20 protein-coding genes are annotated in these 23954 nt (G+C 67.4%); 13 read left to right on the forward strand and 7 right to left on the reverse strand.

Annotation, left to right across the window (positions count from 1 at the left end):
- Positions 1 to 8 precede the first annotated feature (8 nt).
- Both ACFZCE_RS18140 and surE read left to right on the forward strand, forming a co-directional pair.
- On the forward strand, positions 9 to 1100 hold the full coding sequence (locus tag ACFZCE_RS18140) for an FUSC family protein (protein ID WP_390941475.1): 1092 nt from the start codon (positions 9 to 11) through the stop codon (positions 1098 to 1100).
- A complete protein-coding gene (surE, locus tag ACFZCE_RS18145) occupies positions 1097 to 1870 on the forward strand; it encodes a 5'/3'-nucleotidase SurE (protein ID WP_390941477.1) in 774 nt (257 codons plus the stop codon). The genes ACFZCE_RS18140 and surE overlap by 4 nt, the downstream gene beginning before the upstream one ends.
- Positions 1871 to 2109: 239 nt before the next feature.
- On the opposite strand, the gene ACFZCE_RS18150 is transcribed toward surE, so the two are convergent.
- Positions 2110 to 2319, reverse strand: a complete 210-nt coding sequence (locus ACFZCE_RS18150; protein WP_390941479.1) for a hypothetical protein — start codon at positions 2317 to 2319, stop codon at positions 2110 to 2112.
- Between the two features lie 222 nt (positions 2320 to 2541).
- Here ACFZCE_RS18150 and mexE point away from each other — a divergent pair, with 222 nt between their 5' ends.
- The 4 genes from mexE (at position 2542) to tkt (ending at position 10595) form a co-directional block, all read left to right on the forward strand.
- A complete protein-coding gene (gene mexE / locus ACFZCE_RS18155) occupies positions 2542 to 3786 on the forward strand; it encodes a multidrug efflux RND transporter periplasmic adaptor subunit MexE (protein ID WP_390941481.1) in 1245 nt (414 codons plus the stop codon).
- 15 nt (positions 3787 to 3801) lie between these two features.
- Entirely contained in the window at positions 3802 to 6975 is a 3174-nt protein-coding gene (locus ACFZCE_RS18160) for a multidrug efflux RND transporter permease subunit (protein WP_390941483.1), read from the forward strand.
- A complete protein-coding gene (locus ACFZCE_RS18165) occupies positions 6972 to 8402 on the forward strand; it encodes an efflux transporter outer membrane subunit (protein ID WP_390941485.1) in 1431 nt (476 codons plus the stop codon). The genes ACFZCE_RS18160 and ACFZCE_RS18165 overlap by 4 nt, the downstream gene beginning before the upstream one ends.
- Positions 8403 to 8534: 132 nt before the next feature.
- On the forward strand, positions 8535 to 10595 hold the full coding sequence (gene tkt, locus ACFZCE_RS18170; protein WP_390941487.1) for a transketolase: 2061 nt from the start codon (positions 8535 to 8537) through the stop codon (positions 10593 to 10595).
- A 355-nt stretch (positions 10596 to 10950) separates the two neighbouring features.
- Here tkt and ilvA read toward each other — a convergent pair whose 3' ends face one another.
- Positions 10951 to 12504, reverse strand: coding sequence for a threonine ammonia-lyase, biosynthetic (gene ilvA / locus ACFZCE_RS18175; RefSeq protein ID WP_390941489.1), 1554 nt, complete (start codon positions 12502 to 12504; stop codon positions 10951 to 10953).
- A 266-nt stretch (positions 12505 to 12770) separates the two neighbouring features.
- Here ilvA and ACFZCE_RS18180 point away from each other — a divergent pair, with 266 nt between their 5' ends.
- The 3 genes from ACFZCE_RS18180 to ACFZCE_RS18190 all read left to right on the forward strand — a co-directional run bounded on the left by ACFZCE_RS18180 (position 12771) and on the right by ACFZCE_RS18190 (position 14039).
- Entirely contained in the window at positions 12771 to 13118 is a 348-nt protein-coding gene (locus ACFZCE_RS18180) for a hypothetical protein (protein ID WP_390941491.1), read from the forward strand.
- Between the two features lie 18 nt (positions 13119 to 13136).
- A complete protein-coding gene (locus ACFZCE_RS18185; protein WP_390941493.1) occupies positions 13137 to 13367 on the forward strand; it encodes a hypothetical protein in 231 nt (76 codons plus the stop codon).
- 90 nt (positions 13368 to 13457) lie between these two features.
- Complete coding sequence (locus ACFZCE_RS18190) at positions 13458 to 14039, forward strand: LysE family transporter (RefSeq protein ID WP_390941495.1); 582 nt, start codon at positions 13458 to 13460, stop codon at positions 14037 to 14039.
- Here the strand turns inward: ACFZCE_RS18190 and ACFZCE_RS18195 are convergent.
- The 4 genes from ACFZCE_RS18195 to ACFZCE_RS18210 form a co-directional block, all read right to left on the reverse strand.
- Positions 14024 to 14836: a helix-turn-helix domain-containing protein gene (locus ACFZCE_RS18195; RefSeq protein WP_390941497.1), complete on the reverse strand. Its 813-nt coding sequence runs from the start codon at positions 14834 to 14836 to the stop codon at positions 14024 to 14026. The two genes, ACFZCE_RS18190 and ACFZCE_RS18195, sit on opposite strands and share 16 nt — an antisense overlap.
- Positions 14837 to 14884: 48 nt before the next feature.
- Positions 14885 to 16303 (reverse strand): TIGR00366 family protein, encoded by a 1419-nt coding sequence (locus ACFZCE_RS18200; RefSeq protein WP_390941499.1) that lies wholly within the window; start codon positions 16301 to 16303, stop codon positions 14885 to 14887.
- 180 nt (positions 16304 to 16483) lie between these two features.
- Positions 16484 to 17140 (reverse strand): 3-oxoacid CoA-transferase subunit B, encoded by a 657-nt coding sequence (locus ACFZCE_RS18205; protein ID WP_390941501.1) that lies wholly within the window; start codon positions 17138 to 17140, stop codon positions 16484 to 16486.
- 12 nt (positions 17141 to 17152) lie between these two features.
- Positions 17153 to 17854 (reverse strand): 3-oxoacid CoA-transferase subunit A, encoded by a 702-nt coding sequence (locus ACFZCE_RS18210; protein WP_390941503.1) that lies wholly within the window; start codon positions 17852 to 17854, stop codon positions 17153 to 17155.
- 105 nt (positions 17855 to 17959) lie between these two features.
- Between ACFZCE_RS18210 and ACFZCE_RS18215 the strand changes: the two genes are divergently transcribed.
- The 3 genes from ACFZCE_RS18215 (at position 17960) to ACFZCE_RS18225 (ending at position 20551) form a co-directional block, all read left to right on the forward strand.
- The gene (locus ACFZCE_RS18215) at positions 17960 to 18871 is read left to right on the forward strand and encodes a LysR substrate-binding domain-containing protein (protein WP_390941505.1); all 912 of its coding nucleotides are present in this window, start codon (positions 17960 to 17962) and stop codon (positions 18869 to 18871) included.
- Positions 18868 to 19689 (forward strand): aldo/keto reductase, encoded by an 822-nt coding sequence (locus tag ACFZCE_RS18220; RefSeq protein ID WP_390941507.1) that lies wholly within the window; start codon positions 18868 to 18870, stop codon positions 19687 to 19689. The genes ACFZCE_RS18215 and ACFZCE_RS18220 overlap by 4 nt, the downstream gene beginning before the upstream one ends.
- Positions 19690 to 19780: 91 nt before the next feature.
- Complete coding sequence (locus tag ACFZCE_RS18225) at positions 19781 to 20551, forward strand: 3-hydroxybutyrate dehydrogenase (protein WP_390941509.1); 771 nt, start codon at positions 19781 to 19783, stop codon at positions 20549 to 20551.
- An 8-nt stretch (positions 20552 to 20559) separates the two neighbouring features.
- On the opposite strand, the gene ACFZCE_RS18230 is transcribed toward ACFZCE_RS18225, so the two are convergent.
- Positions 20560 to 21726: a PilT/PilU family type 4a pilus ATPase gene (locus ACFZCE_RS18230; RefSeq protein ID WP_390941511.1), complete on the reverse strand. Its 1167-nt coding sequence runs from the start codon at positions 21724 to 21726 to the stop codon at positions 20560 to 20562.
- An 86-nt stretch (positions 21727 to 21812) separates the two neighbouring features.
- Between ACFZCE_RS18230 and ACFZCE_RS18235 the strand changes: the two genes are divergently transcribed.
- A complete protein-coding gene (locus ACFZCE_RS18235; protein WP_390941513.1) occupies positions 21813 to 23585 on the forward strand; it encodes an ATP-binding protein in 1773 nt (590 codons plus the stop codon).
- Positions 23586 to 23954 lie beyond the last annotated feature (369 nt).

Here is a 23954-nt window from a genome sequence, read left to right on the forward strand (position 1 = left end):
TGAGCCCGATGACCACCCACCGCCTGCCCCCCCTGCTGCGCCGCGCGCTGCGCCCGCTGCTCGACCCCTACCGGCGCTTTCGCCATGCCCGCCTGATCCACGCCCTGCGCGTGGCGGTGGGCCTGGTGGCGACCATCCTGCTGACCACCGGCATCCACCTGCCCCACGGCGAGTGGGCCTCGGTGACCATGTTGATCGTGATCGGCGGCCTGCAGCACCACGGCAACATCCGCCGCAAGGCCACCGAGCGGGCCTACGGCACGCTGATCGGCGCGGTGATCGGGCTGGCCATCGTCGCCCAGCAGAACTACCTCGAGATGCCGCTGTTAACCTACGTGCTGATGTCTTCGGCCTGCGGCTTCTTTGCCTACCATGCGATCGGCAAGGGCGGCTACACCGCGCTGCTGTCGGCGATCACCGTGTTCATCGTCGCCGGCCATGGCGACAACCCGATGTCCGACGGGCTGTGGCGCACGGTCGACATCCTGATCGGCAACGTGCTGGCGCTGGCGTTCTCCTTCGCCCTGCCGCTGTACGCGGTGTACTCCTGGCGCTACAACCTGGCCAGCACCCTGCGCGAATGCGCCGCGGTGCACGGGCGCATCGTCGCCGGCGCGGTGGTCACCAGCGATGAGCACCTCAAACGCATGCGCGGGCTCAGCGCCTCGCTGGTGCAGTTGCGCAACCTGATGGCCTCGGTGTCCAAGGAAGTGCACATCTCGCAAACCGAGCTCGACGCCCTGCAGCGCAACCTGCGCCTGTGCATCTCGCTGCTGGAGATCCTCGCCGACACCCGCCCGCCGGGCGACGACGCCGCCGCCATGGAGGCGTTGAAACGCTCACTGCAGGTCGAACACCGCTACGTGCGCCGCCAACTGGTGGCCATGGCCCGCGCCTTGCGCGACGGCCATGCCGAGCGCCTGCAACGCAGCGGCGAGCTGTACGGCGAGCTGGCGCGCAACGACTACCCGGCGCTGGACGGCTACCGCGCGCTCACCCGGCAGTTGGTGGCCAACGTCGACGACATGCGCCAGCGCCTGGCCCACACCGCGCCGCGCTGGACCTTCGCCCAACGAGAAACCCAGGAGCAGCCTGAATGAAACCGATCACCCGCGTACTCATCAGCAACGACGATGGCATCGCCGCCCCAGGGCTGGCGGTGCTCGAAGCAGTGGCCGCGGAGCTGGCCGATGAGGTGTGGGTGGTAGCGCCCGACCATGACCAGAGCGGGATTTCCCACGCGCTGAGCCTGCACAGCCCGCTGCGGGTCAGCACCCACGGCGAGCGGCGCTTTTCAGTCTCGGGCACCCCGGGGGACTGCGTGATGATGGCCGTGCACGCGCTGATGCCGGAACCGCCGCAACTGGTGCTGGCGGGCATCAACAAGGGTGCCAACCTGGGGGTGGAAACGGCGTTTTCCGGCACCGTTGGCGCGGCCATGGCGGCGCTGCTGCTGGGCCTCCCGGCGATTGCCCTGAGCCAGGCATTCAGCCGCCGCGACGCGGTGCGCTGGGCCACCGCCCGCGCCCTGGCGCCGGCCACCATCGCCCGCCTGTGGGCCGCCGGCTGGGCGCCGGGGGCGTGCTTGAACGTGAACTTCCCCGACGTGCCAGCCGAGCAGGCCGGCCCGCTGCAGGTCACCCGCCAGGGCCGCGGGCGCATCGACGGGGTGAGCATCACCGAACGCACTGACCTGCGCGAACAGGCCTACTACTGGCTGAACATCCGCCGCAGCGACCAGGACGACGCCGAAGACAGCGAAACCCGGGTACTGGCTGCCGGCGGGATCAGCGTGACCCCGCTGCACTTCGAGCGCACCGAAGAGCACGCGCGGTTGGGCCTGGTGGCGCGGTTGGCTGGCGAGGGTTGACCGCAGGGCCCCTCGCCCGGCACAGCCGGAGTGCCGGACCACGGCCTCCCACGGGTTCTGTGTTGCCTCGTAAATCAAGTACTTACACAAATCTGGTGGGAGGCCGGCTGTGCCGGGCGAAGGGCCCTGAATCTCATGCACAAAATCAGCAGAGCTCCCAGATTGATCCCTTCCATAAAGCCGTGAAATGGCTTAAATGAACAGCATTACGGCACAGCCGGGCAAAGGGCCCTCCCCGCTCAAGCCCCCTTCACCGCCTCGCAGCGGTAAATCACCGACATATCCTTACGCGCCTTGTTCAACGCCTCGGCATGCTCGGCACACTGCTGCACCCGCTCCTCTTCAGCCAAAAACTTCGGCGCCATCCACACGAACTGCGCCGGCATGCAGGTGCTGTGGGCGGGGCTGGTGCACATCAAAGCGTTCAGGAAAACAGCAGTCGCGCTCATGGCCTGCTCCTTGATTGGGGTGCTGCATGGACCCGCCATAATGACGAGAGTTCCGCCATTATGACTGTCACATCATTTTAATTAGCAAGCTAGCTATCTAAACTGGCACATTAACATCACTCTCGTCGATATTCATCTTCGAACCATTCGATTCGTCGATGGCCCGCGCGCGCCGCAGACTCCGCCCATCCTCATTAACCGAAGATTAAAGGCGGGCTTTACATGGACCAGCAATTCAAACCTTTGCGCGTGCCGTTGGCGGCACTGGCGGTTGTGGTGCTCGCCGCGTGCGGCAAGGCGCCCCAGCAGGCCAACGCCGGCGCTGGCGCGGCGCCAGCCACCCCGGTCAGCGTGGCCAAGGTGATCGAGCAACCGGTCAACGAATGGGACGAGTTCACCGGCCGCCTCGAAGCGCCGGAAACCGTGCAGATCCGCCCGCGCGTGTCGGGCCAGATCGACCGCGTGGCCTTTACCGAAGGCGCCATCGTGCGCAAGGGCGATGTGCTGTTCCAGATCGACCCGCGCCCGTTCCAGGCTGAAGTCGACCGCCTGCAGGCGCAGGTGCTGCAAGCCAAGGCCAACGCCAGCAACGCCGAAAACGAAGCCCAGCGCGGTGAGCGCCTGCGCGCCAGCAACGCGATCTCCGCCGAGCTGGTGGATTCGCGCAACACCGCCGCCCAGGCCGCCCGCGCCGAGGTGCAGGCGATCCAGGCGCAACTCGACCTGGCCCGCCTCAACCTGAGCTTCACCAAGGTGGTGGCGCCGATCAGCGGCCGGGTTGGCCGCGCCGAGATCACCGCCGGCAACCTGGTCAGCGCCGACACCAGCAACCTCACCAGCGTGGTCAGCACCGACAAGGTGTATGCCTACTTCGACGCCGACGAACGCGCCTTCCTCAAGTACAGCCAACTGGCCCGCGACGGCCAGCGCGGGCAGGCCACCCCGGTGTACCTGGGGCTGTCCAGCGAAGACGGCAACCCGCACCTGGGCCAGATGAACTTCGTCGACAACCAGGTCAACCCGCAAACCGGCACCATTCGCGGCCGCGCGGTGTTCGACAACAGCAAGGGCGAGTACACCCCCGGCCTCTACGCCCGGCTCAAGCTGGTGGGCAGCGGCACCTACGAAGCCGTGCTGATCAAAGACGAAGCCGTGGGCACCGACCTCGGCAAGAAGTTCGTGCTGGTGATGGACAAAGACCACAAGCTCGCTTACCGCGCCGTGGAACTGGGGCCGAAGCTCGAAGGCCTGCGCATCGTGCGCAAGGGCCTGGCCAAGGATGAGCAGATCGTCGTCAACGGCCTGCAGCGCGTGCGCCCCGGCGCCGAAGTGGCCCCCGAAGCCGTGCCGATGGCCAGCGAGCAAACCCTCGCGGCGCTCGCCCAGCAACGCGCCCTGCTCGAAGCCAGCAACCGTACCCAAGCGGCAGACCAGCCCAAGCTGGCCAACGCCGGCCCTCGCGGCTAACAAGGAAACGCTCAGATGAGTTTCTCTCAATTTTTCATCCGCCGGCCGATCTTCGCCGCGGTGCTGTCGCTGCTGATCCTGATCGGCGGCGCCATCTCGCTGTTCCAGTTGCCGATCAGCGAATACCCGGAAGTCGTCCCGCCCACCGTGGTGGTGCGCGCCAACTTCCCCGGCGCCAACCCCAAGGTGATCGGCGAAACCGTCGCCTCGCCGCTGGAACAGGCGATCACCGGCGTCGAGAACATGCTGTACATGTCGAGCCAGGCCACCGCCGACGGCAAGCTCACGCTGACCATCACCTTCGCCCTCGGCACCGACCTGGACAACGCCCAGGTGCAGGTGCAAAACCGCGTGACCCGCACCGAGCCGAAGCTGCCTGAAGAAGTGACCCGCCTGGGCATTACCGTAGACAAGGCCTCCCCCGACCTGACCATGGTGGTGCACCTCACCTCCCCCGACCAGCGCTACGACATGCTCTACCTGAGCAACTACGCGGTGCTCAACGTTAAAGACGAACTGGCCAAGCTCGGCGGCGTCGGCGACGTGCAACTGTTCGGCATGGGCGACTACTCGCTGCGGGTGTGGCTCGACCCCAACAAGGTCGCCTCGCGCGGGCTGACCGCCACCGACGTGGTTAACGCCATTCGCGAGCAGAACCGCCAGGTCGCCGCTGGCCAACTGGGCGCCCCGCCCGCCCCGGGCGCGACCAGCTTCCAGATGGCGATCAACACCCAAGGCCGCCTGGTCAACGAGGACGAGTTCGAGAACATCATCATCCGCGCCGGCAGCGACGGGCAGATCACCCGCCTCAAGGACATCGCCCGCGTCGAGCTGGGCTCCAGCCAGTACGCCCTGCGCTCGTTGCTGAACAACCAGCCGGCAGTGGCGCTGCCGATCTTCCAGCGCCCCGGCTCGAACGCCATCGAGATTTCCAACGAAGTGCGGGCGAAGATGGCCGAGCTGAAAAAAGCCTTCCCTGAAGGGATGGACTACAGCATCGTCTACGACCCGACCATCTTCGTGCGCGGCTCCATCGAGGCGGTGGTCCACACCCTGTTCGAAGCGCTGATCCTGGTGGTGCTGGTGGTGGTGCTGTTCCTGCAAACCTGGCGCGCCTCGATCATCCCACTGGCCGCGGTGCCGGTGTCGTTGATCGGTACCTTCGCGGTGATGCACATGTTCGGCTTCTCGCTCAACGCCTTGAGCCTGTTCGGCCTGGTGCTGGCGATCGGCATCGTGGTCGATGACGCCATCGTGGTGGTGGAGAACGTTGAGCGCAACATCGAGCTGGGCCTGGACCCAGTGCCGGCCACCCAGCAAGCGATGAAAGAAGTGACCGGGCCGATCATCGCCACCGCCCTGGTGCTGTGCGCGGTGTTCGTGCCAGCGGCGTTCATCTCTGGCCTGACCGGGCAGTTCTATAAGCAGTTTGCGTTGACCATCGCGATTTCCACGGTGATCTCCGCGTTCAACTCGCTGACCCTCTCCCCGGCCCTGGCCGCGGTGCTGCTGCGTGGCCACGACGCGCCGAAAGACCGCTTCTCGCGGTTCCTCGACCGCCTGCTGGGCAGTTGGTTGTTCCGCCCGTTCAACCGCATGTTCGAAAAAGCCAGCCATGGCTACGTGGGTACCGTGCGCAAGGTGCTGCGCGGCAGCGGTATTGCCCTGGTGGTCTACGCCGGGCTGATCGGGTTGTCTTACGTGGGCTTTACCTCCACCCCCACCGGCTTCGTGCCCACCCAGGACAAACAGTACCTGGTGGCCTTCGCCCAACTGCCCGATGCCGCCAGCCTCGACCGCACCGAAGATGTGATCAAGCGCATGAGCGACATCGCCCTCAAGCAACCGGGCGTCGAAAGCGCGGTGGCGTTCCCGGGGCTGTCGATCAACGGCTTCACCAACAGCCCGAACAACGGCATCGTGTTCGTCACCCTCAAGCCGTTCGAAGAGCGCAAAACCGCCGACCTCAGCGCCGGCGCCATCGCCGGGGCGCTGAACGGCAAGTTCGGCGCCATCCAGGACGCCTACATGGCGATTTTCCCACCCCCGCCGGTGATGGGCCTGGGCACCATTGGCGGCTTCCGCCTGCAGATCGAAGACCGCGGCAACCTGGGTTACGACGCGCTGTACAAAGAAACCCAGAACATCATCACCAAGAGCCGCAGCGTGCCGGAGCTGGCCGGGCTGTTCACCAGCTACACGGTAAACGTGCCGCAGGTCGACGCCAACATCGACCGCGAAAAAGCCAAGACCCTCGGCGTGCCGATCAGCGACATCTTCGACACCCTGCAAGTGTACCTGGGCTCGCTCTACGCCAACGACTTCAACCGCTTTGGCCGTACCTATCAGGTCAACGTGCAGGCTGAGCAGCAGTTCCGCCTGGAGCCGGAGCAGATCGGCCAGTTGAAGGTGCGCAACAACCGTGGCGAGATGATCCCCCTGGCCACGCTGATCAAAGTGCAAGACACCGCCGGCCCGGACCGCGTGATGCACTACAACGGCTTCGTCACCGCCGAGATCAACGGCGCCCCGGCCCCCGGCTTCAGCACCGGCCAGGCCCAGGCGGCGGTGGAGAAACTGCTCAAGCAAGAGCTGCCCAACGGCATGACCTACGAGTGGACCGAGCTGACCTACCAGCAGATCCTCTCCGGCAACACCGCGCTGTTCGTGTTCCCGCTGTGCGTGTTGCTGGCGTTCCTGGTGCTGGCGGCGCAGTACGAAAGCTGGAGCCTGCCGCTGGCGGTGATCCTGATCGTGCCGATGACGCTGCTGTCGGCCATTACCGGGGTGATCCTCTCCGGTAGCGACAACAACATCTTCACCCAGATCGGCTTGATCGTACTGGTGGGCCTGGCGTGCAAGAACGCGATCCTGATCGTCGAGTTCGCCAAGGACAAACAGCAAGAGGGCCTGAGCGTGACCGAGGCGGTGCTCGAAGCCTGCCGCCTGCGCCTGCGGCCGATCCTGATGACCAGCTTCGCCTTCATCATGGGTGTGGTGCCGCTGGTGATCTCCACCGGCGCCGGTGCCGAAATGCGCCATGCGATGGGCGTGGCGGTGTTCTCCGGGATGCTTGGGGTGACCTTCTTCGGCCTGCTGCTGACGCCTGTGTTCTTCTACCTGATCCGCCGCTTCGTGGAGCGGCGCAAGGCCCGCAAGGCCGCCGTAACCGCCGAGGTGCCTGCATGAACCTGCTCAAACCCTTCGCACCTTCGCTGCTCGCGCTGGCCCTGGCGGCCTGCGCGGTGGGCCCGGACTACCACGCCCCAGACACCGCGCCGGCCCAGGTGGCCAGCGCGCAAGCGGTGGGCAACGCCCAGTACGACCGCGGCCGTTTCGAAAGCCAGTGGTGGCAGCAGTTCGACGACCCGACCCTGAGCCAACTGGTGAACGCCTCGCTCAGCGGCAACCGCGACCTGCGCGTGGCCTTTGCCCGCTACAAGGCGGCGCGGGCGATCCGCGACGACGTGGCCAATGACGACCTGCCGGTGGTCACCGGCCGCGCCAGCAGCAACCTGGGCCGGGCGCAGAACCCCGGCTACGTGGACCACCGGGTGAACATCGAGCGCTACGACGCCGGCCTCGACATGGCCTGGGAGCTCGACCTGTTCGGCCGTATCCAGCGAGAGCTGGAAGCCTCCAACGCCCAGGAAGACGCGGCCATGGCCGACCTGCAACAGCTGAAGGTGAGCATGATCGCCGAGCTGGTCGATGCCTACGGGCAACTGCGCGGAGCGCAACAGCGCGAGCAGATCGCCCTGGCCAACCTCGACAACCAGAAGGCCTCGCGGCAGATCACCGTGACCCTGCGCGACGCCGGGGTCGGCAACGACCTCGACGTGGTCCGCGCCGACGCCCGCCTGGCCGGCGTGGAGGCGACCCTGCCGCAACTGCAGGCCGAACAGGTGCGCGCGCGCAACCGTATCGCCACCCTGCTCGGCCAGCGCCCGGAGCAGCTCACGGTCGACCTCTCGCCCAAGGCGTTGCCAGCGATCGCCAAGGCGCTGCCGATCGGCGACCCGGCCGAACTGCTGCGCCGCCGCCCCGACGTGCGCGCCGCCGAACGCCGGCTGGCCGCGCAAACGGCGAACATCGGCGTGCAAACCGCCGACCTGTTCCCGCGGGTGAGCCTGGCCGGCTTCCTCGGTTTTACCTCCGGGCGCGGCTCGCAGATCGGCGCCGGCGCGGCGCAGGCCTGGACGCTCACGCCAACCATCAGCTGGGCGGCGTTCGACCTCGGCAGCGTGCGCGCACGCATTCGCGGCGCCAAGGCCGACGCCGAAGGCGCCTTGGCCAGCTATGAGCAGCAGGTGCTGGGCGCGCTGGAGGAATCCGAAGACGCCTTCAGCGACTACGGCAAGCGCCAGCAACGCTTGCTCTCGTTGATCCGCCAGAGCGACGCCAGCCGCAAGGCCGCGGACCTCGCCGAGGTGCGCTACAAGGAAGGCAGCGTGGATTACCTGGTACTGCTCGACGCCCAGCGCGAACGCCTGGCCGCCGAAGACTCCCAGGCCCTGGGCGAAGAAGACCTCTACCACGGTATCGTGGCGATCTACAAAGCCCTCGGCGGCGGCTGGCAGCTGCCTGAAAGCAACGCGGCGGTGGCGGCGCGCTAAGCGCCGCGACCTTTCATGAAGCCGGGGCAACTTCGCGGGCCCCGGCGTGGTCAGGTGCAGTAACCCGCACGGTTACGGCACCGGCCACTGGCCGGGCCGCTAATCGACTTCACCGTCGAAAGGACCCTTGCCATGCCTGCAACTGCCCCCTCCGATCTTGACCGCCTGTGCACTGACACCCTCCGCACCCTGAGCATGGACGCGGTGCAGAAAGCCAACTCCGGGCACCCCGGCACGCCGATGGCTTTGGCACCGGTGGGCTACACCCTGTGGAACGGCTTTTTACGCTACCACCCCGACCACCCCGACTGGCCCAACCGTGACCGTTTCGTGTTGTCGGCCGGGCACGCCTCGATGCTGCTGTATTCGCTGCTGCACCTGGCCGGCGTGGTCGAAATCGACGAACACGGCGCCCCCACCGGGCAGCCAGCGGTGAGCCTGGAAGACATCAAGCAGTTCCGCCAGCTCGATTCGAAAACCCCCGGCCACCCCGAATACCGCATGACCACCGGCGTGGAGACCACCACCGGGCCGCTCGGCCAGGGCTGCGCCAACAGCGTGGGCATGGCGATGGCCGCGCATTGGCTGGGGCAGCGCTTCAACCAAGGCGATATCACCCTGTTCGACTATGACGTGTACGTGGTGTGTGGCGACGGCGACATGATGGAGGGCATCAGCGGCGAGGCGGCGTCCCTGGCCGGGCACCTGCAACTGGGCAACCTGTGCTGGATCTACGACAACAACACCATCAGCATCGAGGGCCACACCGAGCTGGCCTTCAGCGAGAACGTGGCGGAGCGCTTTCGCGGTTACGGCTGGCGCACCCTGCACGTAAAAGACGCCAACGACACCGCCGCGCTGGCGCAAGCGCTGCGCACCTTCAAAGACACCACCGACGCGCCCACGCTGATCGTGGTCGACAGCGTGATCGGCTACGGCTCGCCGAACAAGCACAACACCGCTGCCGCCCATGGCGAGGCGCTGGGCGAAGAGGAAGTGCGCCTGACCAAAAAAGCCTACGGCTGGGATGAAAACGCCCAATTCCTGGTGCCGGATGAGGCCAAGCACCACCTGCGCGACGCCCTGCGCGCACGGGTGGAAGACCGCTACGCCGGCTGGGAAGCGGCCCAGGCGCAATTGCAGAACCAGCACCCGGCACTGGCCGACGAGCTGGCGCGCATGCGCGAAGGGCACATGCCTGAAGGCTGGAAAGCCAACCTGCCGCCGTTCGAGGCCGACGCCAAGGGCGTGGCCAGCCGCGCCTCCGGCGGCAAGGTGTTGAATGCCCTGGCCCAGCGTGTCGGCTGGGTGATCGGCGGCTCGGCAGACCTGTCTCCGTCGACCAAGACCAACCTCACCTTCGACGGCGCAGTGGGCTTCCAGGCCGGCCACTACGGCGGCCGCAACCTGCACTTCGGGGTGCGCGAGCATGCCATGGGCGCCATCGCCAACGGCCTGGCGCTGTGCTATTTGCGTTCGTACACCTCGACCTTCCTGGTGTTCAGCGACTACATGAAACCGCCGATCCGCCTGGCGGCGATCATGGAGATCCCGGTGGTGTTCGTGTTCACCCACGACTCGATCGGCGTGGGTGAAGACGGCCCCACCCACCAGCCCATCGAGCACCTGGCGCAACTGCGCGCCACCCCCGGCCTGCTGACCCTGCGCCCGGGCGATGCCAACGAGGTGACCGAGGCCTGGACCACGGCGCTCGGGCAAACCCACCGCCCCAGCGCCATCGTGCTCTCGCGCCAGCCACTGCCGACGCTCGACCGCAGCCGCTATGCCAGCGCCGAAGGCACCACCCGCGGTGCCTATGTGCTGGCCGACAGCCCCGGCGGCGAGCCACAGGTGATCCTCATGGCCACCGGCAGCGAACTGTCGCTGGTGGTCGAGGCCCATGAGCAGCTGCAGCAGGCCGGCGTGCGCTCGCGGGTGGTGTCGATGCCGTGCTGGGAGCTGTTCGAAGAACAGGACCAGGCCTACCGCGACGCCGTGCTGCCGCCGCACATCACCGCGCGGGTGGCAGTGGAACAAGCCGGCCCGCTGGGCTGGGACCGCTACGTCGGCTTCCACGGGGCGAAGGTGGTGATGAACAGCTTCGGCGGCTCGGCGCCGATCGCCAAGCTGCAGGCCAAGTTTGGCTTCACCGTCGACAATGTGGTGAAGGTCGCGCGCCAGCAGCTCGGCTGAAGGCCCCCTCGCCCGGAGGGGATCTGTAAGCTCTGCGGATTTTGTGCATGAGCTTCAGGGCCCATCGCCCGGCACAGCCGGCCTCCCACGGGTTCGGTGTTGGCTCGTAAATCAAGCACTTACACACATCTGGTGGGAGGCCGGCTGTGCCGGGCGAAGGGCCAGTCCGGTCATGCGCTTGGTAAAACCTCGGGAGAGGTCAGGGCTTTTTACCCTCGATTTAGCGCTCTGATTGCTTAAGTGAACAGCATTACGGCACAGCCGGCCTCCCATGGGTTGTGTGTTGCCCGGTAAATCAAGTAGTTACACAAATCTGGTGGGAGGCCGGCTGTGCCGGGCGATGGGCCCTCAACCCCTACCCCAAAAACAACCGATACGCCGGGTTATCGTTTTCATCCCACCACGGGTAGCCCAACCGGTCGAGCCAGGGCGCCACCTCGGCGCGCTCGGCCGGCGCCACCTGCAGTGCCGCGAACACCCGCGCCTCGGCCGAGCCATGGTTGCGGTAATGGAACATGCTGATGTTCCAACGCTGCCCCAGCCGCTCCAGAAAACCCAACAGCGCCCCCGGCCGCTCGGGGAACTCAAAGCGCACCACGAACTCCTCCTCCAACTGCGCCGCGTGCCCGCCCACGGTGTGGCGTACGTGGGCCTTGGCCAGTTCGTTGTCGGTCAGGTCGAGCACATCGAAGCCGCGCTGGGCGAGGTCTTTGAGCAGCTCGGCGCGGCCGCCGGCCTCGGCGGTGGTTTGCACCCCGACAAACAGCCGCGCGCGCCGGGGGTCGTTGTAGCGGTAGTTGAACTCGGTCACCTGGCGCCGCCCTAGGGCCTGGCAGAACAGCCGGAAGCTGCCCGGCCGCTCAGGCACGGTCACGGCGATGATCGCTTCGCGCTGCTCGCCCAGCTCGGCCCGCTCGGCCACATAACGCAGGCGGTCGAAGTTCACGTTGGCGCCGGAATTGACCGCCACCAGGGTGTGCCCACGCAGCCCCTCACGGGCCACGTAGCGTTTGATCCCGGCCACCGCCAGGGCCCCGGAGGGCTCGCAGATGGCGCGGGCATCGTCGTAGATGTCCTTGATCGCCGCGCACAGCTCATCGTTGCTGACGGTGATCACCTCATCCACCGCCACCTGGCACACCTCGAAGCAATGCGCGCCCACCTGCGCCACCGCCACGCCGTCGGCGAAGCTGCCCACCTGCGGCAGTACCACCCGCTCTCCGGCGCGCAGCGCGGCCTGCAGGCAGTTGGACTCGGCCGGCTCGACACCGATCACCTTCACCTCCGGGTGCAGGTACTTCACGTAGGCCGCCACCCCGGCGATCAAGCCGCCGCCGCCCACCGGCACGAAGATCGCGTGCAACGGCCCACGGCGCTGGCGCAGCACCTCCATGGCCACGGTGCCCTGGCCGGCGATCACATCGGGGTCATCGAACGGCGGCACAAAGGTGGCGCCGGCTTCGGCCCGGCGCAGCGCCTCGGCCAGGGCCTGGGGGAAGTTATCGCCGTGCAGCACCGCGCGGCCGCCGCGGGCGCGCACGCCATCGACCTTCAACTGCGGGGTGGTGGTGGGCATCACGATGGTTGCTTCGATCCCCAGGCGCTGCGCGGCCAGGGCCACGCCCTGGGCGTGGTTGCCGGCGGACGCCGTGACCACCCCAGCGGCACGCTCGGCCTCGCTCAGTTGCAGCAGGCGGTTGTACGCGCCGCGCACCTTGAAGGAGAACGTGGGTTGGAGGTCTTCACGCTTGAACAGCACCTCGTTGCCCAGCCGCTCGCTGAGGGCGCGGGCGGGCTGCAATGGGGTTTCCACGGCGAGGTCGTAGATGCGCGCGGCCAGGGTGCGGCGCACGTAATGGGCGAGCAAGGCGCTGGTGTAGTAAGCGGGGGGTTGCGGGGCTGCGGCCATGGGGTCTCCGGTGTTCGAAAAAGCCCCGGAGAGATGTTGCGTTGGGTGATCAGACCCGCCTCCAGGGCGGGTCAGGTGCTATGCGCTAGCCCGCCATGCTGATAATGGCGGTAATAATGCTTGGCTGGCGCAGTGCGGTAAGGGTTTGCATGGGCAGGGAAACTAACCCGCCGCCGGCGCTGCCGTCAACCACTCGTCGAATCCCCGGCACCTCCACCCCTGGGGCACAGCCCAACACAGTGTGTACCCCAACAAGAGTGGCCACCATGAACACCCGCCGCCTTACCTCATTCTGCCTCAGCGCCCTGCTCGGCCTCAGCTGCGCCAGCGCCTTCGCCGATGCCAGCACCGGCACCACCAACCCGGCGCCCAAGGGCACCAACCCATCGTCGGTGGGCGTGCCGTCTGGCACCGGCACCGCCATGCCCAACGGCAATACCGACGGCTCCGCGGCCCCCCGCGAGCCCACCAGCGGCGACGTGCTCAAACCCCAGAGCGGCGGCAACCCCGAAGGCAGCAGCATGGGCGGCGCCACCCAGCCGAACAACGGCATGGGCGGCATGAAAGATGGCAACGGCGGCGAAGGTGGTAAAGCCGGCGGCGCCAGCCAGTAACCGCAGAGGAGATCGACCATGGTCACCAAAGCCCCAAATGACGACACCCGTGGGCGCCCAGCGCCCGACAGCGGCCGTAACGACCCGGCCATCGACCCACAGGGCCGCGACAGCAAGCGCCCCGAAGGTGGCAGCCGCGGCAGTAGCCGCACCGCCGAGGGCAACGCCTACAGCCCGGACTTCGAACCCCGCCGCGACAAGGCACCGGCCAAGGGCCGCGACGCAGACATCGACACCGACGGCGGCTAGCCGCCCGCGCGCGGTTGCGCATTTCATTCAATCCTCGCGCCGGTAAACCGGCCACAGTGCCCCTCGATTTCATCCGAACCGAGGGGCACCATGAGCCTTGCACTGTCCATGGCCGCGTTCGCGCTGGCCACCTCCATCACACCCGGCCCGGTCAACCTGGTCGCCCTCAGCGGCGCAGCGCGCCACGGCCTGGCCCCGGCGCTGCGCCACGTCAGCGGCGCCACCGTGGGCTTTACCTTGCTGCTGTTGCTGTCTGGCCTGGGCCTGCACACGTTGCTGCGCGATTACCCGCTGCTGGGCCAAGGCCTGCAAGGGGTGGGTGTGGCCTACCTGGTGTGGCTGGCGCTGAGCCTGGCCTTGGACAACGGCCAGTTGCACGCCGGCAGTGGGCCGAAGCCGGCCTTTATCAGCGGCGCCCTGATGCAGTGGCTCAACCCCAAGGCCTGGTTGGCCTGTGGCGCCGGCATGGCGGCGTTCGCCGGTGATGGCGGCTGGGCACGGGTCGGCCTGTTCGCGGCGATCTACTTCGTGGTGTGCTATGCCTCGCTGGCCTGCTGGGCCCTGGCTGGGCGCTGGCTGCGGCAGCGCCTGGGCAACCCGGCGCGGGTGCGGCTGTTCAACCGTTCGATGGCGGCGCTGCTGGCCGGCAGCGCGCTTTACCTGTTGCGGTAGTGCCCGGGGGTGGCCGCCAGGTGGCGCTTGAAGGTGCGCTGCAAGTGGGCCTGGTCGGCGAACCCGGCGGCCTGCGCGGCGCTGGCGATGCTGGCGCCACTGCGCAAGTGCAGGCGCGCCACCTGCACCCGGCGGTTGACCAGAAACTCATGGGGGGTAAAGCCAAAGCGTTGCTTGAAGCTGCGCACCAGTTGCGACGGCGACAGCCCGGCGACCTCGCTGATGCGCTGCAGGCTGAGCGGCTGCTCGCTGTGGGCGTGGATGAACTCCTGGGCCCGGCGCAGGCGGCGGTCGTCGCGCACCGGCGCCACGGCAAAGCCCTGTAAGCGCTGCTGCACGGCACTGGCCCACTCGGTCAGGCGCTCTTCGCGGCCCAGGCTGCACAGCGCCGGGCCGCTCAGGGCGGCAAAGGCCCCGAGCACCGCCTGGTATAGCCAGGGTTCGCGGCTGTGGGTCAGCGCCAGCGGCTGCCAGCCGCGGCCCTCCGGCAGCCCGCCCTCGTGTTGGCGGGCCCGCAGCCAGGCCACGTCGAGGTAAAGCATCACATAGGCCCAGCCCTGCCCGGCCACCGGGTTGCAGGCGTGCAGGTCACCGGGGTTCATCAACACCACGGTGCCGGCGCCGATGCCATGGCGTTGGCGCAGGTTCAGGTAACTGCTGCGCCCGGCGGTAACCGCGCCGATCGAGAAGGTCTCGTGGCTATGGGCGGCGTGGCCGTGGCAGCGGCCGTCGTCGACCCGCCGCGCCTCGATGAACGGCAGCGCCGGGTCACGCCAGAAACTTGAGCGGGGGTGCATGGGCGGCCTCCTGCCGGTTGCCGGCAGAGCTTAGCCGGCAAGCGGGGATCAGGGAAGTACCGGCGGCGTGTACGCCAAGGTGCTGCCCAACGCCCACAGCAACAACAGCACCAGCGGCGCGTGCACCAGCAACTGCACGAACGAGAAACCAATCAGCTCCCGCGCCTTGAGCCCCAGCACGCCCAGCAGCGGCAGCATGTAGAACGGGTTGATCAGGTTCGGCAGCGCCTCGGCGGCGTTGTAGATCTGTACCGCCCAGCCCAGGTGGTACTGCAGGTCGTTGGCCACCTGCATCACATAGGGCGCCTCGATGATCCACTTGCCGCCGCCCGAGGGAATGAAGAACCCCAGCACCGCCGAGTACACCCCCATCAACAGCGCGTAGGTGTCGTGGCTGGCGATCTGCACGAAGAAGGTGGAAATGTGGTGCGCCAGGGTTTGCGCGTCGCCGCCCTTGACCGTAGTCATGATCGCGGCGATCGAGCCGTACAGCGGGAACTGGATCAGCACCCCGGTGGTGGTCGGCACCGCCCGCGCCACGGCGTCGAGGAAGCTGCGCGGGCGCCAGTGCAACAGCGCGCCCAGCATGATGAACAAAAAGTTGTAGGTGTTGAGCCCGGAGATCGCCAAGATCAGCGGCTTGCTGGCGAACTCATGGGCCAGCCAGCCGGCCGCCAGCAGCACCAACAGCACGGTGAGCAGCGGGCTGTATTCCAGCCACTCGCCAGGGCGCGAACGCTGCGCCGCCGGTGGCGCGCTGAAGGCCGGGTCGACCCCGCAGGCCTGGGCGCTGCGCGCCGAGCCGGCGCCGGGCGCGGTGAGGTAGGCCACCACCACCGACACCACGATCAACGCCAGCAGCATCAGCCCCGACTGCCAGAGGAAGATGGTCTGGGTGAAGGGGATCACCCCGGTGATCGCCAGGATCGACGGCGGCAGGCTGGCCGGGTTGGCCTGCAACTGCGCCGCGGAGCTCGACAACCCCAGCGCCCACACCGCGCCCAGCCCGAGGTAGGCGGCGGCGCCGGCGGCGCGGTAGTCCATGTGCAGGTCTTCGCGGCGCGCCAGGGCGCGCACCAGCAAGCCGCCGAACACCAGCGACAGGCCCCAGTTGAGCAGCGAGGCGACCATCGAGATCAGCGCCACCCAGGCCACCGCGCTGCGGCCGTTGCGCGGCAGCCGCGCCAGGCGGTCGATCAGCCGCGCCGCCGGCGGCGAGCTGGCCACCACATAGCCGCCGATGACCACGAAGGCCATCTGCATGGTGAACGGGATCAGGCTCCAGAACCCGTCGCCGAAGGCCGTGGCCGTGGCCATGGGCGTGCCACCGATGGCCAGCGCGCCGAGGGCGACGATCACCACCGCCAGGGCGGCGAATACGTAGGAGTCGGGGAACCAGCGCTCGGCGAAATTCGAGCACGCCAACGCGAAGCGCGCGGCGCTGGAGTCTTGAGGTGTTGCGGGCATGTAGGTGAGACCTTTTTGTAGTTGTTGTTGTTGAGAAAGAGCCGCTTCGCCCGGCGTGGCCGGGCAAAGAAGCTTCAAGAAAGAGCCGCTTCGCCCGGCATGGCCGGGCAAAGAAGCTTCAAGCTTCAAGCCTCAAGCTTGCCGCTTGCCGCTTACCGCTTGCGACTTACCCCTTACTTCTTAAAACTCCATCTCCAGCACTTCATCCGGCACCACCAGCTTGCCGGCGGTCTTGGCCTGAATTTCCTCCACGCTCACCCCCGGCGCGCGTTCGCGCAGCACGAAGGCGCCGTCGATGATTTCCAGCCAGGCGAGGTCGGTCAGCACCTTCCTGATGCACCCCGCGCCGGTCAATGGCAGGGTGCAGGCCGGCAGCAGCTTGGATTCGCCGTCCTTGGAGGCGTGGGTCATCACCACGATGATGTTCTCGGCGCCGGCGACCAGGTCCATCGCCCCGCCCATGCCCTTGACCAGCTTGCCGGGGATCATCCACGAGGCAATGTTGCCGCTCACGTCGACTTCGAAGGCGCCGAGCACGGTGAGGTCGACATGGCCGCCGCGGATCATCGCGAAGGAGGTGGCCGAGTCGAAGATCGACGCGCCCACCCGGGCGGTCACGGTTTGCTTGCCGGCGTTGATCATGTCGGCGTCGACGGTGGCCTCGGTGGGGAACTCGCCCATGCCGAGCAGGCCGTTTTCCGATTGCAGCATCACGTCCATGCCTTCGGGCACGTAGTTGGCCACCAGGGTGGGGATGCCGATGCCGAGGTTCACGTAAAAGCCATCCTGCAGCTCGCGGGCCACGCGCTGGGCCATTTGTTCGCGGGTCAGTGCCATGTGCGTCGCTCCTTAGGCCTGCTTGAGGGTGCGTTTTTCGATGCGCTTCTCGAAGCGCCCAAGGATCACCCGGTCAACGAAAATCCCCGGGGTGTGGATCTGGCTCGGCGGCAGTTCGCCGGGTTCGACGATTTCTTCGACCTCGACCACCGTGATGCGCCCGGCGCTGGCCACCAATGGGTTGAAGTTCTGCGCGGTGTGGCGGTACACCACGTTGCCGAAGTGGTCGGCCTTCCAGCCTTTGACGATGGCGAAATCACCGGTGATGGCCTGCTCGAGCACGTACTGGCGGCCGTTGAACTCGCGCACCTCCTTGCCCTCGGCCACGGGTGTGCCGACCCCGGTGGCGGTGTAGAAGGCCGGGATGCCGGCGCCGCCGGCACGGAGTTTTTCCGCCAGGGTGCCTTGGGGGGTGAGTTCCACTTCCAGCTCGCCGTCGAGCAACTGGCGCTCGAACAGGGCGTTTTCGCCCACGTAAGAGGCGATCATCTTGCGGACCTGCCGGTCTTCGAGCAGCACGCCGAGGCCAAAGCCGTCGACCCCGCAGTTGTTCGACACCACCGTCAGGCCCTTCACGCCGAGGGTTTTGATCTGCGCGATGAGGTTTTCCGGGATGCCGCACAGGCCGAAGCCTCCGGCCAGCACGGTCATGTTGTCGGCCAGGCCTTCAAGGGCCTGCTCGATCGAGTACACGCGTTTATCCAGCCCTGCCATTGTCGACCCCTTTGTTGTTCTTGAGTGCGTGCGTTGATTATTGGCTACGATCAATCCATTTGTTAATTTTGATTTATTCATCGATTATTTTTAAAAGCCAAACAAATGAACCTCAAACAGCTTCGCGCATTCGTGGCCGTGGCCCGCCACCTGAGCTTCGCCCAGGCCGGTGAGCACCTGCATTTGTCGCAGCCGGCGCTCAGCCTGACGATCAAGGCCCTTGAAGAAGACCTCGGCGGCCCGCTGCTGTTGCGAACCACCCGCCAGGTGAGCCTGACCCCGGAAGGCGAAACCCTGTTGCCGCTGGCCCAGCAACTGCTGGCCGACTGGGACAACACCGAAGAACTGCTGCGCCAGCACTTCACCCTGCAAACCGGCCGGGTGTCGATCGCCGCCATGCCGTCGTTCGCCGGCAACCTGCTGCCGGTGGCGCTGCGGCGGTTTCGCGATCGCTACCCGAAAGTGAACGTCTCGGTCGATGATGTGATCAATGAACAGGTGCTGGAGATGGTCCGCCACCGGCGCGTTGAGCTGGGCATCGGGTTTGAGCCGCAAAGCACCCAGGACCTGGTGTTCACGCCGCTGTACCTGGACCGCTTCGTCGCGGTGGTGCCGCTGGGCTCGCCGCTGGCCAACCAGCCCACGGTGCGCTGGGCACAGTTGCTGCAACACGACTTCATTACCCTGCAACGGCCCTCGGCGGTGCGCTTGCTCCTCGAAGACGCACTGCTGGCCGAGCATGGCCGGCTCAACGTGGCGTTCGAAAGCCACCAACTGAGCACGGTTGGGCGAATGGTCGCCAACGGCCTGGGGGTGAGCGCGGTGCCGGCGTTGTGCATCGCGCAGATGCGTGAACTGGGCGCGCAGTGCGTGGCCCTGGAAGACCCGCTGATCCAACGCCGGATCAGCATCATGCGCCTGGCCGAGCACAAGCTCTCGGCCGCCGCCCTCGCCTTGCAGGAGGCGTTGGTCGGCGCGGGGCTGGCGCCCTCACTCACCACAGGAGACGAGGCATGAACAGCGTGGAACTGGCTGGCAACACCCTCCCGGCCATCGGCCAGGGCACCTGGCGCATGGGCGAGGCGCGCGAACAGCGCGATGCCGAAGTGGCCGCCCTGCGCCTGGGCATCGAACTGGGCCTGAAGCTGATCGACACCGCCGAAATGTACGGCGAAGGCGGCGCCGAGGAAGTGGTCGGGCGCGCCATCGCCGGGCTGCGCGAGCAGGTGTACCTGGTCAGCAAGGTGTACCCACACAACGCCAGCCGCCAGGGCGTGGTCCAGGCCTGCGAGCGCAGCCTGCGCCGGCTCGGCACCGAACAGCTCGACCTGTACCTGCTGCACTGGCCCGGTTCGCACCCGCTGGAAGACACCGTGGCCGGCTTCGAGCAGTTGCGCGAACACGGCAAGATCGCCCGCTGGGGCGTTTCGAACTTCGACGTCGCCGACCTGCAGGCCCTGCCCGGCGCCGGCTGCGCGACCAACCAGGTGCTCTACAACCCCGAAGCCCGCGGCGTGGAATACGACCTGCTGCCGTGGTGCCGGGAGCAGGCGATGCCGGTCATGGCCTACTGCCCGATCGGCCAGGGCGGGCGCTTTCTCGAACACCCGCTGCTGAACCAACTGGCGGCCAAGCACCAGGTGAGCCCGGCCGAAGTGTGCCTGGCCTGGGTGATCCGCGACGGCAACACCCTGGCCATCCCCAAGGCCACCGACCCGGTGCACGTGCGCCTGAACGCGCGGGCGGCGCAGTTGCAACTGGGCGCCGAAGACTACGCCGCGCTGGACGGCGCGTTTGCCGCGCCGACTCGCAAGCAGCGGTTGCGGATGGTTTGACCTAGGCTGTGGGGTGTTTCTCGCGGTAATGCAAAGGTCGCGGTCGCGCGCGAGCGCGGCTCCTACGGGGTTTAGAACAGGAATTCATCGCATGGCACTCACAGGCAGAACCGCCCTGATCACCGGTTCCACCAGCGGCATAGGCCTGGGCATCGCCGATGTGCTGGCCCAGGCTGGCGCCAACGTGGTTCTCAACGGCTTTGGCGACACCCAGGCGGCGGTCAAGCACCTCGAACGCCACGGCGGGCGGGTGGGGTTCCATGGGGCGGACCTTGCCGACCCGCGGCAGATCGGCGAACTGGTGGCCTACACCGAGCGCGAATTCGGCGCGCTCGACATCCTCGTCAACAATGCGGGCATCCAGCACGTGGCCAAGGTCGAGCAGTTCGCGCCGGAGCGTTGGGACGCGGTGATCGCGCTGAACCTCTCGGCGGTGTTCCACGCCACCCGCCTGGCCCTACCGGGCATGCAGGCGCGCAACTGGGGGCGGGTGATCAACATCGCCTCGGTGCACGGCAGCGTTGGCTCGGTGGGCAAGGTGGCCTATGTGGCGGCCAAACACGGGGTGATCGGGCTGACCAAAGTGGTTGCGCTGGAAAACGCCCGCAGCGGGGTCACCTGCAATGCGATTTGCCCCGGCTGGGTACTCACCCCACTGGTGCAGCAGCAGATCGACGCCCGGGTGGCCGCCGGCGAACCCGCCGAGCAGGCCGCCCGCGCGTTGCTGGCGGAAAAACAACCCTCGGAAGCGTTCGTGACCCCACAACAGCTCGGCGAGCTGGCGCTGTTCCTGTGCGGCACGGGCGCCGAGCAGGTGCGCGGCGCGGCGTGGAACGTCGACGGCGGCTGGCTGGCCCAGTGAGCAGCGGCTCAGGCCTGGCCGTCGGGGCTGTCGTCGATCAGCCCCCAGTCGGCCTGGCGCGGCTCGCTGGCGCCGCGCGGCGCCGCCGGGGTGGCGGTGTAGTCGCCGTTGCCGCCACCCTGCTGCAGCTTCAGGCGCAGCCGCAGGTTGTTCACCGAGTCGGCGTTTTTCAGCGCTTCTTCCTCGCTGATCGCCCCTTCGCCGACCAGTTCGTACAGCGCCTGGTCGAAGGTCTGCATGCCCAGGTTCACGGACTTTTCCATGATCCCCTTGAGCTCGCCGAATTCGCCACGGTGGATCAGGTCACGGATGGTCGCGGTGCCGAGCATCACCTCCACCGCCGCGCGGCGCTTGTTGTCGATGGTCTTGACCAGCCGCTGCGAAACGAACGCCTGCAGGTTGTTGCCGAGGTCTTGCAGCAACTGCGGGCGGCGGTCGTCGGGGAAGAAGTTGATGATGCGGTCCAGCGCCTGGTTGGCGTTGTTGGCGTGCAGGGTGGAGATTGCCAGGTGGCCGGTGTCGGCAAAGGCCAGGGCGTGCTCCATGGTTTCGCGGTCGCGAATCTCGCCGATGAGGATCACATCCGGCGCCTGGCGCAGGGTGTTCTTCAGCGCGGCGTGGAAGCTGCGGGTGTCGACCCCGACCTCGCGCTGGTTGATGATGCATTTTTTGTGGCGGTGGATGTACTCCACCGGGTCTTCGATGGTGATGATATGGCCGCTGCTGGTGCGGTTGCGGTGGTCGATCAGCGCCGCCAGCGAGGTCGACTTGCCCGAACCGGTGGCGCCGACGAACAGCACCAGGCCGTGCTTGCGCAGCACCACGTCGAGCAGCACCGGCGGCAGCTTGAGGTCTTCGAAGCGGGGGATGTCGAGCTTGATGTTGCGCGCCACGATCGACACCTCGCTGCGCTGCTTGAAGATGTTCACGCGGAACCGCCCCACCCCGCTGATCGACAGCGCGAGGTTCATTTCGAGGTCTTTGTCAAAGTCGACCTTCTGCTCGGCATCCATGATCGCCGCGGCGATCTGCGCCACTTCGCCCGGGCGCAACGGGTCTGTGCCCAGCGGGCGCAGTACGCCATTGAACTTGGCGCACGGCGGCGCGCCGGTCGACAGGTACAGGTCGGAGCCGTCCTGGGTGGCCAGTATTTTCAGCAGGGCCTGAAGGTCCATAGCGATAGAATCCGTGAACGCGAAGGTTATAAGTTAGGCATAGCTTGGCGGTTTTGTACCCCGCCAGGCAACTTGAGGTACATCCGATGAGTGACAGCCACCGCGCGGGCAGCCCCGGCAACCTGCTCGCCGCCCTCAGCCAGGCCGCCGACCCGGCCCTGCGCGAGCGCCTGGCCGGCCAACTGCACCAGCACCTGCTGGCCCAGGCCACTGAATTGGCGGCCTGCCAGGCGCGCCTGCAAGCGGCATTGAGCACCAGCGAAAGCGTTGGCACCTGGGACTGGGACATCCGCGCCGACCGCTTCGAGGCCGATGGCCAGTTCGCCCGCATGCACCATGTCGACCCCACCGCCGGCCAGCGCCCGATCGACGACTACCTGCTTGCCGTGCACCCCGAAGACCGCGGCCGGGTGGCCCGGCAGATCCGCGCCTGCCTGCATGGCCAGGGCGATTTTCGCCAGGAGTACCGCCGCCAGGAGGGCCCCGGCCAGTGGCGCTGGATGCTCGCCCACGGGCGTTGCCTGCATGACGACCACGGCCGGCCGTCACGCTTCATGGGCGCGGCGCTGGACATCAGCGAGCGCAAGGCGCAAGAGCAGCGCCTGCGCGAGCTCAACGAAACCCTCGAGCTGCGGGTGGCCGAACGCACCCAGGCGCTGGCCGAGCTGAACGCCCGCCTGCAGGCCGAGATGCAGGCCCGCGAGCGCACCGAAGAAGCCCTGCGCCACGCGCAGAAGATGGAAGCGGTCGGCCAACTGACCGGCGGCATCGCCCACGACTTCAACAACATGCTCACCGGCATCATCGGCAGCCTCGACCTGCTCAAGCGCAAGCTGGCGGCCGGGCGCGGCGAGGAAGCCGGGCGCTTCATCGAGGCGGCCACCAGCTCCGCCCAGCGCGCCGCCGCCCTCACCCACCGGCTGCTGGCGTTTTCCCGGCGCCAGCCGCTGGACCGCCAGCGGGTCGAGCCGCCGGCGCTGGTCGGTGCCCTGCGCGAGCTGATGCTGCGCACCACCGGCGAGCAGATCCGCCTGGAGCTGGCCCTGGACGACGCCACCTGGCCGGTGGACACCGACCCCAACCAATTGGAAAACGCCCTGCTCAACCTGGTGATCAACGCCCGCGACGCCATGCCCGAAGGCGGTACGCTGCGCATCGCCAGCCATAACCTGGCGCTGGCCGAGGTGCGCGACAACAGCCCGATGGAGCCGATCCGCCCGGGCCACTACGTGTGCCTGAGCGTCAGCGACAGCGGCTGCGGGATGCCGGCCAACGTGCGCGCCAAGGCCTTCGAGCCGTTCTTTACCACCAAGCCCACCGGCCAGGGCACCGGCCTTGGGCTGTCGATGATCTACGGCTTCGCCCAGCAAAGCGGCGGCCATGTGATGCTCGACAGCGAGGTGGGCCGCGGCACCACGGTCAGCCTGCTGCTGCCGCGCCTGCGCGACGCGCCACCGCTGCCCAGCGGGCCGCCGGTAACGAGCAGCGCGCCCCGGGCGGCGGGCGGTGAAAGCGTGCTGGTGGTCGAAGACGACCCCGCCGTGCGGCTGTTGATTCTCAACCTGCTGCACGAGCTGGGCTACCAGGGTTACCCGGCGGCCGACGCCGAGGTCGCGGTGCCGCTGCTGGAGTCGAGCCTGCGCATCGACCTGCTGGTCACCGACGTCGGCCTGCCCGGCACCAACGGCCGGCAACTGGCCGATATCGCCCGGCGCCTGCGCCCGGGGCTGAAGGTGCTGTTCATGACCGGCTACGTCGGCCAGGACGCCGAAGCCCTGAGCGACGCCGGCATGGCGATCGTCAGCAAGCCGTTTAGCCTCGACCGGCTGGCGGAGCACCTGCGCGGGATGTTGGGTTGAGGCGGCTGGCCTATCGCCCGGCACAGCCGGAGTGCCGGACCACGGCCTCCCACCAGATTTGTGTAAGCCATTGATTTTGGAGGCAACACAGACCCCGTGGGAGGCCGGCTGTGCCGGGCGATAGGCCCTGAAGCTCATGCACAACATCAGCAGCGCTCACAGATTGATCCCCTCCATGAAGCCCTAGAATCGCTTAAGTGAACAGCATTACGGCACAGCCGGGCTCCCACCAGATGAGGTGAACTGGAGTTATAGGAAGGGCTTGAGGGTTGCTTTGCTCTTGCTCTTGCTTTTGGTGCGCGATCGCCCAGGCGCCGCCGAACGCGCGATTCGGGAGGCCGAGTGGAGGTGTCGCGGAAGGGGTCGAGG

Source organism: Pseudomonas sp. NPDC007930, from assembly GCF_042958985.1.
Taxonomy (GTDB): domain Bacteria; phylum Pseudomonadota; class Gammaproteobacteria; order Pseudomonadales; family Pseudomonadaceae; genus Aquipseudomonas.

Excerpts from the sequence above, each read along its gene's own strand:
- ACFZCE_RS18150 (WP_390941479.1), bottom strand. The coding sequence starts at position 2,319 with ATGAGCGCGACTGCTGTTTTCCTGAACGCTTTGATGTGCACCAGCCCC.
- ACFZCE_RS18190 (WP_390941495.1), top strand. The coding sequence starts at position 13,458 with ATGAGCCTTGCACTGTCCATGGCCGCGTTCGCGCTGGCCACCTCCATC.
- ACFZCE_RS18185 (WP_390941493.1), top strand. The coding sequence starts at position 13,137 with ATGGTCACCAAAGCCCCAAATGACGACACCCGTGGGCGCCCAGCGCCC.
- ACFZCE_RS18230 (WP_390941511.1), bottom strand. The coding sequence starts at position 21,726 with ATGGACCTTCAGGCCCTGCTGAAAATACTGGCCACCCAGGACGGCTCC.
- ACFZCE_RS18210 (WP_390941503.1), bottom strand. The coding sequence starts at position 17,854 with ATGGCAGGGCTGGATAAACGCGTGTACTCGATCGAGCAGGCCCTTGAA.
- ACFZCE_RS18180 (WP_390941491.1), top strand. The coding sequence starts at position 12,771 with ATGAACACCCGCCGCCTTACCTCATTCTGCCTCAGCGCCCTGCTCGGC.
- ACFZCE_RS18140 (WP_390941475.1), top strand. The coding sequence starts at position 9 with ATGACCACCCACCGCCTGCCCCCCCTGCTGCGCCGCGCGCTGCGCCCG.
- ACFZCE_RS18215 (WP_390941505.1), top strand. The coding sequence starts at position 17,960 with ATGAACCTCAAACAGCTTCGCGCATTCGTGGCCGTGGCCCGCCACCTG.
- ACFZCE_RS18220 (WP_390941507.1), top strand. The coding sequence starts at position 18,868 with ATGAACAGCGTGGAACTGGCTGGCAACACCCTCCCGGCCATCGGCCAG.
- ACFZCE_RS18195 (WP_390941497.1), bottom strand. The coding sequence starts at position 14,836 with ATGCACCCCCGCTCAAGTTTCTGGCGTGACCCGGCGCTGCCGTTCATC.
- mexE (WP_390941481.1), top strand. The coding sequence starts at position 2,542 with ATGGACCAGCAATTCAAACCTTTGCGCGTGCCGTTGGCGGCACTGGCG.
- surE (WP_390941477.1), top strand. The coding sequence starts at position 1,097 with ATGAAACCGATCACCCGCGTACTCATCAGCAACGACGATGGCATCGCC.
- ACFZCE_RS18200 (WP_390941499.1), bottom strand. The coding sequence starts at position 16,303 with ATGCCCGCAACACCTCAAGACTCCAGCGCCGCGCGCTTCGCGTTGGCG.
- ACFZCE_RS18165 (WP_390941485.1), top strand. The coding sequence starts at position 6,972 with ATGAACCTGCTCAAACCCTTCGCACCTTCGCTGCTCGCGCTGGCCCTG.
- ilvA (WP_390941489.1), bottom strand. The coding sequence starts at position 12,504 with ATGGCCGCAGCCCCGCAACCCCCCGCTTACTACACCAGCGCCTTGCTC.
- ACFZCE_RS18205 (WP_390941501.1), bottom strand. The coding sequence starts at position 17,140 with ATGGCACTGACCCGCGAACAAATGGCCCAGCGCGTGGCCCGCGAGCTG.
- tkt (WP_390941487.1), top strand. The coding sequence starts at position 8,535 with ATGCCTGCAACTGCCCCCTCCGATCTTGACCGCCTGTGCACTGACACC.
- ACFZCE_RS18235 (WP_390941513.1), top strand. The coding sequence starts at position 21,813 with ATGAGTGACAGCCACCGCGCGGGCAGCCCCGGCAACCTGCTCGCCGCC.
- ACFZCE_RS18160 (WP_390941483.1), top strand. The coding sequence starts at position 3,802 with ATGAGTTTCTCTCAATTTTTCATCCGCCGGCCGATCTTCGCCGCGGTG.
- ACFZCE_RS18225 (WP_390941509.1), top strand. The coding sequence starts at position 19,781 with ATGGCACTCACAGGCAGAACCGCCCTGATCACCGGTTCCACCAGCGGC.